Raw genomic sequence first — 14,065 nt, forward strand, 5'->3', positions numbered from 1 at the left:
CCTTGCCTGTGGCAATGGGTCACAGGCTTTACAGCCATAAGGGGCCATCATGCGTCATTATGAAATCGTGTTCCTGGTCCACCCGGACCAGAGCGAGCAGGTACCCGCCATGATCGAGCGCTATCGCTCGCTCATAGAAGGCGGCGACGGCCGCATCCATAGGCTCGAGGATTGGGGTCGGCGCCAGCTCGCCTATCCGATCAGCAAGGTCCACAAGGCCCACTACGTGCTCATGAACATCGAATGCACGCCAGCGATCCTGGCCGAGCTCGAGACCGCGTTCAAGTTCAATGATGCCGTGATCCGGACACTGACGCTTGCGCGCGACGAGGCGGTCACCGCGCCATCACCGCTGGCCAAGGAAAACCAGGACGCAGCGCCGGCACGACCGGTGCGGGCGCGTAGTGACGAAGACGGGGCCGAGCGGGACACCGCCGAGACCTCGGCCTAAGGAGAGAGTCCATGTCGCGCTTTTTTCGCCGCAAGAAGTTCTGCAAGTTTACTGCCGAAGGCACAGTCGAGATCGATTACAAGGATCTCGCGACCCTGAAGGCCTACATCACCGAGACCGGCAAGATCATCCCGAGCCGGAATACCGGCACCAAGGCCCGCTATCAGCGTCAGCTCGCGCGTGCCGTGAAACTCGCCCGGCATCTCGCGCTTTTGCCATATAGCGACGCGCACAACTAAGGAACGCGCCCATGCAGATCATTCTCCTTGAGAAAATCCGGAATCTCGGCGACCTCGGCGACCAGGTGACCGTGAAGCCCGGCTTCGGGCGCAACTTCCTGATCCCGAAGGGTAAGGCGGTGCGCGCCACGCCCGAGAACAAGGCGCGCTTCGAGTCCGAGCGCGCGGAACGCGAGCGGCGTCAGCAAGAACAGCTGGCGAATGCGCGGGCGCGTGCCGAACGGCTCGGCGGGCTCACCATACAGCTGGTCCGCAAGGCCGGGGAAGAGGGCCGCATCTTCGGGTCGGTGGGGACATCCGATATCGCCGAGGCCATGGTCGCTGCCGGTTTCGAGATCACCAAGGCCGAGATCGAGCTGCCCAATGGGCCGCTGAAGACCGTGGGGGATCACGAGCTGCAGGTGAGCCTGCATTCCGAGGTGACGGCCACCATCATCGTGTCAGTCGTCGCGGAATCCTAGGACCGGCGGCCACGGCCGCCGAGGGGGGTGGACCATGACCGATAAGACCGCGGGCGCTCCGCGCATCCGCGGCGGCGTGGAACCGCGAGTGCGTGTCGCCCCGCAGTCCCTGGAGGCCGAACAGGCGGTCTTGGGCGGGCTTTTGCTCGATGCCGGGGCCTGGGACCGTATCGCCGATCGTATCTCCGAAGTCGATTTCTATCGGCGCGAACACCAGATCATCTTCGCGGCCGTAGCCGGCCTTCACGAAGACGGGCGGCCGGTCGACATCGTGACCGTGAGCGAGCGCCTCGGCGCCGGTCCCCTGGAGGCGGTGGGCGGGCTTGGCTATCTGGGGGCGCTGGCGGAAAACACCCCCAGCGCCAACAATATCCAGGCCTATGCCGACATCGTGCGCGAACGCGCCTTGGTGCGGCGCCTGATTGAAGTGGTCAACGATATCGGCGACAAGGCCTACCAACCGGAGGGCCGCAGCGCCGTCGAATTGCTCGACTACGCTGAACGCGGGGTGTTCGCGATCACCGAAAGCGGCAGTCGCCGCGGGGGCTTCCGGCCCCTGAAGACCCTCTTGACCGCCGCTGTCGACCGTATCGATACCCTGTTTCGCTCGAACTCCACGATCACCGGCGTGGCCACCGGATTTACCGACCTCGACAATATGACCTCGGGCCTTCAACCTGGCGACCTTGTGATCGTGGCCGGGCGCCCATCGATGGGCAAGACTGCGTTCGCGCTCAATATCGCCGAGAATGCCGCCGTGGGCCTGAAACTCCCGGTGGCGATCTTCAGTCTGGAGATGCCGGGCGAACAACTGGCCATGCGCCTCATGTCATCCTTGGGGCGCATAAACGCCCACAGGCTGCGCACCGGGAAGCTCGAGGACGAGGACTGGCCGCGGCTGACATCGGCGGTGGGTATGCTGGCGGAGGCCTCGGTGTACATCGACGACACCCCGGCGCTCACCCCGATGGAGCTGCGCGCACGCTCCCGGCGGTTGATGCGCGAACATGGTCTGGGGCTCATCGTGGTCGACTATCTGCAGCTCATGCAGGCCTCGGAAAGCACCGAGAACCGAGCCACGGAAATATCGGGAATTACCCGGTCTCTCAAAGGCTTGGCAAAGGAACTTAATGTTCCACTCGTGGCCTTGTCGCAGCTGAATCGATCCCTGGAACAACGCCCCAACAAGCGTCCGGTGATGTCGGATCTGCGGGAATCCGGGGCCATCGAACAGGATGCCGACGTCATCTTCTTCATCTATCGCGATGAGGTCTACAACGAGGAGAGCGAGGACAAGGGGACCGCCGAGATCATCATCGGCAAGCAACGCAACGGACCGATCGGAAAGGCCCGACTCACCTATCTCGGGGAGTACACGCGTTTCGAAAACCATGCCGATGCCCATGCCTATGATGGATCCTATGCATGAGGCCGGCATGCGCCTCGCTGGACGCCGCGGCCCTTCGCCATAACCTGGCCGAGGTGCGGGCCCTGACCGGGGCGCGGGTCATGGCCATCGTCAAGGCCAACGGCTACGGCCATGGACTGATATGGGTGGCGAAGACCCTTGCCGAGGCCGACGCCTTCGGGGTGGCGAGTCTGGAGGAGGGGCTTGAGCTGCGCGAGGCGGGCATCCGTCAGGAGATCTGTCTGCTGGAGGGATTTTTCGATGCCGCCGAAATCCCCGTGATCCTGCGCGAGCGGCTGACGCCGGTGGTCCATGACCACTATCAGATCGGGGCCTTGAAGGGTATGCGCGGCGAGCGGCGCTGCGATGTATGGATCAAGGTCGACACCGGCATGCATCGCCTCGGCTTCGAGCCGGCCGAGATACCCGCCGTGGTGGCCGAGCTCGCGGCCTTGCCGTGCATCGCGCGACTTGGCCTGCTGTCCCATCTGGCATGCGCCGAGGAGACCGACACGATGGCCACCCGGCTCCAGATCGAGCGCTTCGCGGGACTCGCGTTTCCGGGCTTGCGACGCAGCCTTGCCAATTCCGCGGGAATCATGCGGTGGCCGGCGGCGCACGCCGACTGGGTACGCCCCGGCCTCATGCTCTATGGGGCCTCACCGCTCGCCCCGGATCCTTCGACGCCGACCCGTTTGAAACCGGTCATGACCCTGCGCAGCCGCCTGATCAGCGTCCGCAACCGCCGTGAAGGGGACGCGATCGGTTATGGCGGCGTGTACCGTTGCCCGCATGATATGCCGGTGGGGGTCGTGGGCGTGGGTTACGGCGACGGCTATCCCCGCGAATTCCATACCGCGGTATCGGTGCTCGTGCGCGGTCAGCGCGCGCCGGTCATAGGGCGGGTTTCGATGGACATGCTGACGATCGACCTGCGCGCCGTGGCCGGGGCAGAGGTCGGCGATGAAGTGATCCTGTGGGGACAGGGCTTGCCGGTCGAAGAGGTGGCACGCGCCGCCGGGACCATCCCATACACCCTGCTCTGCGGTCTTACGCAACGGCTCCCCCGGCGTGAGTGCCCATGAAGGCGCGCAGCTACTACCAGTGCCGTGAGTGCGGGGCGCGCTCGGTCCAGTGGGCCGGACGATGCGATGCCTGCGCCGCCTGGAACACGATGGTGGCGATGGGCGCCCCCGCCCCGGCCGATGTCCCCGCGGGCGGCAAGCGCGCGATGTCGTTGTCGGAGGTGCACTGCGAGGGCGTGATGCGCTGGCCGTCCGGCCTGCAAGAACTCGACCGCGTGCTCGGCGGAGGAGTGGTGCCGGGCTCGGTGGTACTGTTGGGTGGCGATCCCGGTATCGGCAAATCGACGATCCTCATCCAGACCCTGGCGGCCATGAGCGCGAACCTGAGCGCCCTGTATGTCACCGGCGAGGAATCGACCGCACAGGTGGCCCTGCGCGGCCGCCGGCTTGGGCTCCTGGCACCGGGCATGAAATTGCTGGCCGAGACCAATGTCGAGGCAATCATCGCCCAGGCGCGCCTGGAAACCCCGCGGGTTCTGGTGATCGACTCGATCCAGACCGTCTATCTGCCGCACCTCGCGCAGGCCCCGGGCAGCGTCGCCCAAGTGCGCGAGGCGGCCGCCACGCTGGTACGCTACGCCAAGGAATCCGACACGGCGCTCTTTCTGGTCGGACATGTGACCAAGGAAGGGCAACTGGCCGGACCCCGGGTGCTCGAACACATGGTCGACGCGGTCTTATACTTCGAGGGCGACAGCGGCAGCCGCTATCGCCTGATCCGCGCCATCAAAAATCGTTTCGGGGCGGTCAACGAAATCGGCGTGTTCGTGATGACCGAAGGCGGCCTGCGCGAGGTGACCAATCCCTCGGCGCTGTTCCTCCGTCAGGACGCCCATAATGCCCCCGGGAGCGTCACATTGGTGACGCAAGAGGGCACGCGGCCGCTGCTCGTCGAGGTCCAGGCCTTGATCGACGAGAGCCCGGGAGGCAACCCGCGTCGTGTCGCCCTGGGGCTCGATGGCCAGCGCCTGGGCATGCTGCTGGCCTTGTTGCATCGCCACGGCGGGCATGCCACCGGGCGTCACGATGTATTCGTGAATGTCGCCGGCGGCGTCCGCGTCACCGAAACCGCCTCCGATCTCGCCGTCCTGCTGGCCTGCGCCTCAAGCCTCACGGACCGCCCGGTGGCCCGTGATCTCGTGGTCTTTGGGGAGGTGGGGCTGGCCGGCGAGATGCGCCCGGTACCCCGCGGCCAGGAACGACTGCGGGAGGCGGCGAAGCTTGGCTTCAAGCGCGCGATCGTCCCGGCCGCGAACGTGTCCAAACGCGCGGCGCATGGTGACATTGCAGTATTCGGGGCCCGGCAGCTGAGTGAAGCACTGGCACAGTTTTTGAACGAATAGAACGGGGAATCGGCCCGGGGGACCGGCCGTAGCGGGAGAGTCGCGAGATGGCACTCATGACAAATCACGGCAGGCGGCCGAAACCATCGGGGATGTGGGCGACAAACGCGCGCCAACGACCCCTGCTCAAGGCCTATCAGCCCCTCGCGCCGGCATTCGCCGGGGCCCTGGCGGCGTTGGCAGGACTCGGGTTCGCCCTGGCGGCCCATATCATGAGAATGGGAGCGGATGGGCCGGGTGCGCGCGCGCTGCTGGCGGCCCCCTGGATCGACTTGCTGGGCGCCAAGATCGCGTTTTGGTATGGACTCGCAATACAGGCCAGCGCCGTGGTCATCGGCGGGTCGCTCGCGGTATGGCGGTGGCGCGTACTGCGACGCCGCGTCGGTTTGCTGGTCGGGGGCGACGCCCTGCCCGCGCCGCACGCCCCGCGCGCCACCTTTCTGCGGACCCTGGAGCGCCTCATTGCCAGCGCCGATGATCGGCCTTACAGCCTTGTCCTCTTTGATATCGACGGGTTTCGCATACTGAACGACCGTCATGGGGCGGAGGCCGCCGACGCGCTTTTGGCGGATGTCGGACGACAGCTGGCATCGGCGTTGCCGCGGAGCGCGCACATGGCGCGATTTGGTAGCGACGAATACCTGGTGTTCGTGCCGGACATGGGCATTGGCGAGGCCTTCCTTCTTGCGCGCGCGGCGCTCGATCACGTGGCGCGAGGGCCTTTCGGGATGAGCGGGAGGCCGCTCGGCGTGACCTTGACCGCCGGTACGGCCTCGTTCCCGGAGACCAGTCACAGCCTGCGGGACGCGATCAGCCAGGCGACATCGGCGCTGCAGGAGGCCAAGGATCGGGGGCGCGATACGGTGATCGCGGCGCGCCCCAACAAGATCGGACTGTGCCGACTCGGGGCCGAGGTGGAATCGGCCCTAAGTGATCGCCGCGTGTATGCCGCCTATCAGCCCATAGTGAACTTGCAGACCGGCCAGCCGATCGCCGAGGAGGGGCTGGCGCGCATCGTCTTGCCGCATGGACAGGTACTAGGCGCCGACCAGTTCATGGGGGCCGCCACCGATCTTCGGTTGGTGAGCCGCATCGATCAAGCACTCATCGAGCAGGCCCTTGAGCGCTGCCGCGTTCAGAGCCTTCAGGGTGACCGGCGTCTGCGGTTCATCAACGTCTCGGCGGCACTTTTGCAAGAACGCCAGCTACTTGCGCAAGTGGCATCGGCGTTTAGCGGCTGCGACGTACTGGGCGAACTCACGGGCAGCCGCAACCCGCTGGTGATCGAGATCACCGAGCGCGAGTTGTTGCGCGACCCGGCGGCCGCCCTGCACGCCCTGCAGCCCTTGCTCGATATAGGCGCACGGCTCGCCATCGACGATTTCGGGAGCGGCTATTCATCGTTTCTTTATTTGACCACGCTCCCCATCTCCTTCCTGAAGATCGAAATGGAGCTCTTGAAGGCCGCGCGCACGAGCGAACGGGCGCGCTCCATCCTGAAAGGAATCCAAGGCATCGCCAAGGACCTCAGCATCCTGACGATAGCCGAAGGGATCGAAGACGAGGAACTCGCGGGGATCGCCCGCGATCATGGCGTGGATTGGGCGCAAGGCTTCTACTTCGGGCGGCCGGCACTCGAGATGGCAGCCGCTCGCATGCCCGTCACGAGCCGGGGCGAGTGACGCCCTCAACCCGCTAAAACTGGCACACTCCGTGTCGATATACAGGCCGTGGGCGGGCCCACCCGGGACAGGAGGGGCGAGGGTCCCGCTGGCGCGCTGTGATGGGCGGCTCACGCCCGCACGCCGCCCGACCAGACGCGGCTTCTCCTTCGGTTCTACGCTCACGATACTCTTTTAAATCGGCTGCTTACGATAACTTCCTAAGAAGCCGTCTGAGGTTATGCGCCGGTGCGATGCAGGGCCGGCCCGTTGCCCTCAGCGCTGCCCGGGCCCGAGCGGCCGTGTGCGGCGCAGGATGACGCTAAGCCCCACGTTGACCAGCAATACCATCAAGATCACGAGGAAGGCGGCAGCGAATGCCAGCGCATGCGCCGACCGATACGGTTGGTTGATGAAGCTCCAGATGACATAGGTGAGGTAGCCGATCGGCTCGTGAACGAGCTTTCCATTCCACAGAAAATTCGACCAGCCGGCCGTGTAGATCAGGGGGGCGGTCTCACCGAGGGCGATGGCAATGGCGAACAGGACCCCGGTCAGTATCCCCGGAAGCGCAAGCGGCAGGGCAATGCGCGTGATGACCGTGAGCTCGCGAAACCCCAAGGCATAGCCCGCCTCGCGCAGTCCATTTGGGACTTGAAGAAACGATATCTCGGTGAAACGCGCGACGTAAGGGACGACCATGATGGCAAGCGTCAGAGACCCGGCGAGTACCGAGAACTGCCAACCCATGCCAATCACGAGCGTAACGTAGCTGAAGTACCCGAGGACAATGGATGGGACCCCGGCCAGGACATCGTCCAAGAAACGCACGGTGCGACCAAACCGGCCGCGTCCGAACTCGGAGAGATAGATGCCGGCAAGGATGCCGACCGGGGCGGCAAAGACCAGGGCCCCGAACACCAGGACCAGCGTGCCGGTGATGGCATTGAGCAGGCCCCCCGATATGCCGTTCGTGACCTGCGTAAAGAGCGTGAGCGACAGCGCCGATAGGCCTTTGCGGATGACGGTGTAGAGGATGTCGAGCAACGGGGCTGCGACCAGCACGAAAGACACCGCCGCCAAGACCCAACCAAGACCGGACAGACCCTTACGGCGCGCGATGCGCGACAACTTAAACGGGTGAGGCATTACGCGAGGTCCCGGTAAGAAGGCGCGCTATGATATTGGTGACGACCGAAATAATGAACAGTATGAGCGCGATCTCCGCCAACGATCTGACGGCCATCCCGGTCGGATCCTGCATGGCGCTGTCCAATTGGGAAACGATGAACGAGGCCATGGTCGTGATCGGGCTGTAGATGTTGCCCGGAAAGTAATTCAGGGCACCGCCGCTCACCATAAGGACCGCCATGGTCTCCCCCAGGGCGCGGCCTAAGCCAAGGATGCCCGCGCCTATGATGTTGCCGCGCACCGCCGGCAACATGGCGCGTCGCACCACCTCAAAATGCGTGGCGCCCAGCGCATACGCGGCCTCCTTTGTCTCCGATGGAACCCGGGCCAGGGCGTCGCGCACGGTGGCGGCAATGATGGGCACGACCATGAGTGCAAGCACGATGGATGCGGCGAGCAGGCCGTATCCGCTCCCGATGGGCCCCGCGAAGAATGGCACGAAACCCAGCACCGCCCGCAGTCCGGGCCCGAGGGTATGGGCCACGAGCGGTGTGAGTACCGCATAGCCCCACAGGCCGTAGACGACGCTCGGTACCGCCGCCAGCATCTCGACTACGAACGACAACGGGGCCTTCAGACGGCGGCTACGCAGGCCTTCGGCCAGGAATACCGCCACACCGAGGCTCACGGGAATGGCGATGACGAGCGCGATAGCCGACGTCAATAGCGTTCCCACGATGAATACGAGAATGCCGTAGTTCGCGCCAATGGGTACCAGTACACCACGTCGCTTCACGGGATCGGCATAGAGATTCCCGAGGCTCCAGGTGTGGCCGGTAAGGAAATGCCAGCCATTGAATGTCAGGGCTGGCCAGGAGTAACGGGCAAGAAAGACGAGGACGGCGAGTAGGGCGAGCGGTATGAGGCTTGTGACGAGTACAAGTATGATCCGAAATGGTCGAAGCGTCATGAGGCTCTCAGAGAAAGCCGGGGCCCCTACAAGGCCCCGGCGATCGGCTCCCTTAATGGATCTTGGCGATCTGCTTGCGGCTCAGCGCCGAGATACGCGGCGGTAATGCGATGAAGTGCACCTGGCGCAGGAACTTGCGCGCGTTGCCTTCATGAGTATCCACCGCCCACGACAGGAACTCGCGCAGGGTGGTGGCCATGACGCCGCTCGGCTGATGGTCGTTGACGATGGCGTACTCGTAATTGATGATGGGATAGGACTCGGCCCCGGGCGCGAACACGAGGCTGATACGTTCGTCGGCCGGGGTCTTGTTCACGAGCTCGGCGGCCGCCGCGCCCACGGTTTTCCTGGTGGGTAGCAGGAAGTGTCCCGCACGATTCTTAAGGAGCGCGGTGCCAAGATGCGCGCGCGCCACCTCTTTTGTGAAACTCACGCCGATGTAGGCGATGGAGTAGGGCGTCTGGGCGGCGGCCTGCACCATTCCCGGATTACCGAGCGCACCCAGGCCGCCCGGCACCGCCGGCCAGCTGATGGTGGTGCCGTAACCCACATGCGAGTTCCAGTACGGTGTCGAAAACGACAAATACTGACTGAATATGAACGTGTCCCCACTACCATCGGTTCTGTGAATGGGGGTGATGAGGTGGTGCGGCAGGTGCCGGCCCGGGTTCAACTTGGCGATCGCCGGGGCATTCCAGTAACGGATCTGGCCGTCATAGATACCGGCCAGGACCGGGCCACTCAACTTCAGATGGACGTTGTTCAGTCCGGGAATGTTATAGTTGATCGTCTGCGCCGAGATGGCCAGCGGGATATTCAAGATCGCAGGGTTCTGCTTGACCTGCATATTGCTCATGTAGGCATCCGACGCGCCGATCTGCGCGACACCCGATGTGGCCTCCGAGATCCCGGTACCGCTCCCCGTCCCCTGGGTCGTGATGCGCACACCCGGGTGACTACGCGTGTACGCCGGCACCCACAGATTGAACAATGGATAGAGCAAGGTGGAGCCGGTCTCGGTCACATTGACCGTGCGCGCGAACGCCTGCGGGGTATTCAGGATACCGGCAACCGCCAGCGCGAGTACCGACCCCCCGAGCACGGCATGGAACGGGGACCTGCTCATTCTTTTTAACATAGCTGCCTCTAGGGTTGGTGGATTGCCGTGAAGCCTACGGAGGATTCATGACAACCCCATGACAGGCATCGCGCGCGCCATTTTAACCCAATCCCCGCGCATTGCCACCACCCCATGGGCGGCAAACGCCGCCCACGTTCTCACACCGCCGGCAACTCGCGCAGGCGCGCGCCGTGTTCATCGCCCGCACCGCGGGTGGCGGGGGCGATGACGGGACGATCGGTCTGCGTGGCGCTACGTCGGCTGCGCCGCAGGCCCGCGGACAGTCCCGCCAGCGCCAGACCCAATCCCGCCACGACCGCGATCGTGCCGCGGTGCAGGGTCGTCCAGACCTCGGGGCTGCGGCTTATCGAGCGATCGGAAAACGGGCCATGAACACCATGATCCCCAGGCACCGGTCGCCAGAGATTGTCGGGACGCGTGCGATCGACCGGCCCGGGCGCTTCCTGTGAACGATAACCGTTGCGCGCCAGATAATGATCCAGGAGGCCTGGCGCGATCTTGTTGGCGAGAATGGCGGCCACGGTCGAGCCCCCGACATCGATCTCGCGACGATCGTGGCGCGCCGCCCAGATCACCGCGCGGGCCGCGACCTCGGGCTCATAAATCGGAGGAACAGGTTGAGGATTATGATTCATCTTATTCTTGGACCAAGAAAATTGTGTCGTATTCATGGCGGGCATCTGGACCATGGTCACACGCACGCGGCTCTTGTCGTGGAGTAACTCGGTGCGTAGCGACTCAGTGAAACCCTCGATCGCGTGCTTGGCCCCGCAATACGCGGCCTGCAGAGGGATGCCGCGATAGGCGAGCGCCGAACCGACCTGGATGATGACACCGCGGTCACGCGGCAGCATACGGCGCAAGGCCGCCATCGTACCGTAGGCATAGCCGAGATAGGTGACCTCGGTGACGCGCGCGATCTCCTCGGGGCGCAGCGTCTTGACCGGTGAGAAGACCGAGACCATGGCATTATTGACCCATACCGAGATTGGTCCGAGTTCCGCTTCGACGGCCTGCGCGGCGGCCTCGACCTGGTCGGCATCCGAGACGTCGGTTGGCACCACGAGCGCCTGACCGCCCAGGGACTCCACCTCCCGCTTGGCGGCCTCAAGCCCCTCGCGTCCCCGCGCCAGCAGGCCGATTTTCGCACCCTGGCGGGCAAAACCACGGGCCACGGCACGGCCGTGCCCGGCACTTGCGCCCGTTATGACGACCACATCCTGAGTGTTTGCCATATGTCCTCCTGGTCGGAAAAGAGAGGTGTTTCGGTAAAAGACGCAGGCCCCGTCACGGTAGCGGGGAAGGCGAGGGCCGACAGCGCCCGCAACCACCCGACCGGGGGCTGGTGATCCCCCTATACAGCCTGGTCGCCGCGGCATACGGACCATCACGACCCCTGCGCGTAACGACACCGTGGGCCCTCGCGAAGGCCCCATGAGGTTCCGGTCGCGCGCTCGATCGCTATTGTACCGATACCGCCGCCGGCATTGATCCGCCTTAGGGATGGACGCCGAACGATAGGGCGGGGCGACCCGCGCATGAGGGACCGCGACGAAGCCAAGGCGCGGGGCTATGCTTGGGGCTCACGCCTCCCGTGCCTCACCGGGGCCGCGGCCGAGACCGCCACACGCGGCTCCCGGCACGGCATCGGCAGGTCGCAGGACGTCAGTCGATCCCGCAAGGCGCAATAGCCGTAGGTCGCCGCGAGGCTGCTCGTGCCGGACGATAATACGAGCAGACCCGGGAACAGACCCTCTCGCTCCAGCTCGCGGCCGGTGGTCCAGTGCCGGCAGCCGGTGCAGCCCGCGGACATCAACGCAAGGCCGCCCATTGGCTCCCGAACACGATCGTAGACAGGACATAACCGACGGCGAGATTGAAGACGACGCCCGCGGAGAATACGAGCACCACCCGGCGCTCCACGGCCAACATCTGGCGAAACCGGGTGTTCAATCCGATCGCAAGAAAGCAAAGCGTGAAGGCCCATGTGCGCAGGCCCACCAGGGGCACCAGAAGATCATGGCGAAGCGCGGACGTCATCTGCAAGGTGAGGAGGCTCATGACGCCCGCGGCCAGCAAAAAGCCGATGACGAACTTGGGCACGCGCCGCCACCAGGCATGCGCGCTGCTGGGATCGGGAGATGAAGGCCTCGCCCCCGGCGAGCGATGCCAAGTGGTGGTGAATGTCCAGAAGATCGCCCATAGACCTATCCAGACGTCGCGTCCGATCACCTTGGTCAAAGTAAACGCCTTGATCACGACATCGGCATGGCCCACCATGGCCCCGAAACTGCTGGCCGCCGCCATACCGGCGGCATCGGCGAGTTCGGATGTCCCGATCCAGGCGCCCCCTTGCCCCGGCGTGAGCCCGAAGAAGACCGCCAACTGGGGAAGCACCACCACCCAGGCGAGCGAAAACAGGATGACCAGCGATATCGCCTGATAGATCTCCTGGCGTCGCGCCTCCACCGCCGAGCCGGCGGCCATGGCCGCCGATACCCCACAGACGCCGGCGCCGGTTCCCAGGACTGCTGCTTGGCCGTGACTTAGGCCCCACCAACGGCCAAGGCCGTAGATCGCGCCGACCGTAAGGATCGTGCCGACCGCCGCCTGCATCAATGCCGCCGGTCCAGCGCTCAAGAGCAGTGAGAGGGGAAAGGTGGCGCCGAGCAGGACGATCCCGGTCTTCAGGTAGAGCTCGACGCGTAAGGCCGGCTTCATCCAATCGGGAATCACCACCAGGTTGCCTATGGCAAGACCCAGGAGCAGCGCCACGACCGGCGGCTCAAGTTCGAAGCGCGCGGACTGCGCCCAGCCGGATATCGAAAACGTCGCCAAGGCCAGCAGAAACAACACCAAGAATCCCAGCAGGAAGCGTTCAAGGTCCAGATTGAGAAAGATCACGGGTATGGCAAGAAATAGGGAAAAGACAATGGGCTGTAGCAATACCGCATCCCATTGGTGATCGAAGAAGGCGAGCAACACGCCCCAGGTTTGCCAATGGAGCCCCGCCGTGTTCAAGGCCACCATCTGCGCAAGCGGCGAACCCGCCTGCCACGCCATCCATACCCCAAGCAAGGCCAAAAGCCCAATGACCGTGGCCCAAAAATCCTCCGTTTTCAGCATCTCCCCTCCCTCCGCTCTTTTTTATAGTCAATGTTCGCGTGGCAGCGGGGGCCGCTTTCTCCCTCTGTGCGCGCCGCCCAGCCGGCACACCAGCCCATTATCGAGGTATGACCTGAAATTCGCGGGGCGCCTTGATATACGACAAACGGGCAGCCCATAGGGCGCGGTGCGCGAACTGGTTTTGTGGCGGCTTATTTGTCCGGGGGCGGCGTGCCGGCCGTGGCCTGGGCATGATTCAAGGCTGCTACCAAGACGACGCCGCCGACGACGTTGCCGAGAAAGGTCGGGATCATGAATTGCGTGAAGTACCCGGGCCAGGACAAGCCACCGCGCAAGACCAGATAGAACGCCTCCACGGAGCCTGCGATGAGGTGCGGAAAGCCGGCGACACTGATGACATAGGTCAAGAGCATGATGATGACGACGCGCGCGGTCTCCGCGGCCGGCAATAACCACACCATGAGTGCAACCAGCCAGCCCGCGAACACGGCCCCGAGAAACATCGGCGCAAAGGGGCGCAAGGCGTGATGGCCAAGCACGGTCAATGTATGCTGCATGCCGGCCTTGAAGAGCGAGGTGTCGGCGATCGCCCAAGCAAACAGCAGGGCCCCCAGGAGGTTGGTGGCAAGTACCGTGGCCCACAGCGTCATGACCCGCGCGAACTTGCGCCACGTCAAATCCTGCATGAGCGGCAGGATCGGGGTCAGGGTGTTTTCCGTGAACAGCTGCTGGCGCCCGAGGACGACGATGATAAAGCCGAGCGTATACCCAAGGCCCGCCACAAGCTTGCGCCACGAACTGGCCGGCAGCCCATGATAGATCATGCCCTCGCCGAGCATTGAAAAACCCATGGAAAGACCGGCCGCGAGACCCGACCACGCGAGTGCCGGGATCGACCTCTGCAGTTCCTGCTCCCCCTCTTCGCGAATCACCTCGTGGACCACGCCCACCGAGATCGTGACGCGCTCCTGGGTCTTTTTCAGCTCGTTGCGGTCAAGCTTCAGGGTATTTGGCTTATTTTCCGGGTCTGGACACATGGGATAACCGCT

14 protein-coding genes are annotated in these 14,065 nt (G+C 64.4%); 7 read left to right on the top strand and 7 right to left on the bottom strand.

Annotated features, from left to right (window positions below):
• Positions 1–49 precede the first annotated feature (49 nt).
• The 7 genes from rpsF to C4901_RS08765 all read left to right on the top strand — a co-directional run bounded on the left by rpsF (position 50) and on the right by C4901_RS08765 (position 6,669).
• Positions 50–451: a 30S ribosomal protein S6 gene (gene rpsF, locus C4901_RS08735; protein WP_110136998.1), complete on the top strand. Its 402-nt coding sequence runs from the start codon at positions 50–52 to the stop codon at positions 449–451.
• A gap of 11 nt (positions 452–462) precedes the next feature.
• Positions 463–690: a 30S ribosomal protein S18 gene (rpsR, locus tag C4901_RS08740; RefSeq protein ID WP_065971758.1), complete on the top strand. Its 228-nt coding sequence runs from the start codon at positions 463–465 to the stop codon at positions 688–690.
• An 11-nt stretch (positions 691–701) separates the two neighbouring features.
• Positions 702–1,151, top strand: coding sequence for a 50S ribosomal protein L9 (rplI, locus tag C4901_RS08745; protein ID WP_110136999.1), 450 nt, complete (start codon positions 702–704; stop codon positions 1,149–1,151).
• Positions 1,152–1,185: 34 nt separating this feature from the next.
• Complete coding sequence (gene dnaB / locus C4901_RS08750; protein WP_205735903.1) at positions 1,186–2,580, top strand: replicative DNA helicase; 1,395 nt, start codon at positions 1,186–1,188, stop codon at positions 2,578–2,580.
• Positions 2,577–3,644, top strand: a complete 1,068-nt coding sequence (gene alr, locus C4901_RS08755; protein WP_110137000.1) for an alanine racemase — start codon at positions 2,577–2,579, stop codon at positions 3,642–3,644. Before dnaB ends, alr begins: the two co-directional genes overlap by 4 nt.
• Positions 3,641–4,987 (top strand): DNA repair protein RadA, encoded by a 1,347-nt coding sequence (radA, locus tag C4901_RS08760; protein WP_110137001.1) that lies wholly within the window; start codon positions 3,641–3,643, stop codon positions 4,985–4,987. The genes alr and radA overlap by 4 nt, the downstream gene beginning before the upstream one ends.
• A gap of 92 nt (positions 4,988–5,079) precedes the next feature.
• Positions 5,080–6,669: a bifunctional diguanylate cyclase/phosphodiesterase gene (locus tag C4901_RS08765; RefSeq protein WP_168185640.1), complete on the top strand. Its 1,590-nt coding sequence runs from the start codon at positions 5,080–5,082 to the stop codon at positions 6,667–6,669.
• Positions 6,670–6,924: 255 nt separating this feature from the next.
• Here C4901_RS08765 and pstA read toward each other — a convergent pair whose 3' ends face one another.
• The 7 genes from pstA to C4901_RS08800 form a co-directional block, all read right to left on the bottom strand.
• The gene (pstA, locus tag C4901_RS08770) at positions 6,925–7,797 is read right to left on the bottom strand and encodes a phosphate ABC transporter permease PstA (protein WP_110137003.1); all 873 of its coding nucleotides are present in this window, start codon (positions 7,795–7,797) and stop codon (positions 6,925–6,927) included.
• Entirely contained in the window at positions 7,781–8,749 is a 969-nt protein-coding gene (gene pstC / locus C4901_RS08775; protein ID WP_110137004.1) for a phosphate ABC transporter permease subunit PstC, read from the bottom strand. Before pstC ends, pstA begins: the two co-directional genes overlap by 17 nt.
• A 52-nt stretch (positions 8,750–8,801) precedes the next feature.
• Positions 8,802–9,875, bottom strand: a complete 1,074-nt coding sequence (gene pstS / locus C4901_RS08780; protein ID WP_205735904.1) for a phosphate ABC transporter substrate-binding protein PstS — start codon at positions 9,873–9,875, stop codon at positions 8,802–8,804.
• A 152-nt stretch (positions 9,876–10,027) separates the two neighbouring features.
• Complete coding sequence (locus tag C4901_RS08785) at positions 10,028–11,125, bottom strand: SDR family oxidoreductase (protein WP_110137006.1); 1,098 nt, start codon at positions 11,123–11,125, stop codon at positions 10,028–10,030.
• Positions 11,126–11,460: 335 nt separating this feature from the next.
• Positions 11,461–11,703 carry a hypothetical protein gene (locus C4901_RS08790; protein ID WP_145960672.1) on the bottom strand — a complete coding sequence of 81 codons (243 nt, stop codon included), beginning with the start codon at positions 11,701–11,703 and terminating at the stop codon, positions 11,461–11,463.
• On the bottom strand, positions 11,703–13,016 hold the full coding sequence (locus tag C4901_RS08795; RefSeq protein WP_110137008.1) for a YeiH family protein: 1,314 nt from the start codon (positions 13,014–13,016) through the stop codon (positions 11,703–11,705). The genes C4901_RS08790 and C4901_RS08795 overlap by 1 nt, the downstream gene beginning before the upstream one ends.
• A 191-nt stretch (positions 13,017–13,207) precedes the next feature.
• On the bottom strand, positions 13,208–14,053 hold the full coding sequence (locus C4901_RS08800; protein WP_110137009.1) for a formate/nitrite transporter family protein: 846 nt from the start codon (positions 14,051–14,053) through the stop codon (positions 13,208–13,210).
• Positions 14,054–14,065: the final 12 nt, after the last annotated feature.

This window comes from Acidiferrobacter sp. SPIII_3 (genome assembly GCF_003184265.1).
Taxonomy (GTDB): domain Bacteria; phylum Pseudomonadota; class Gammaproteobacteria; order Acidiferrobacterales; family Acidiferrobacteraceae; genus Acidiferrobacter.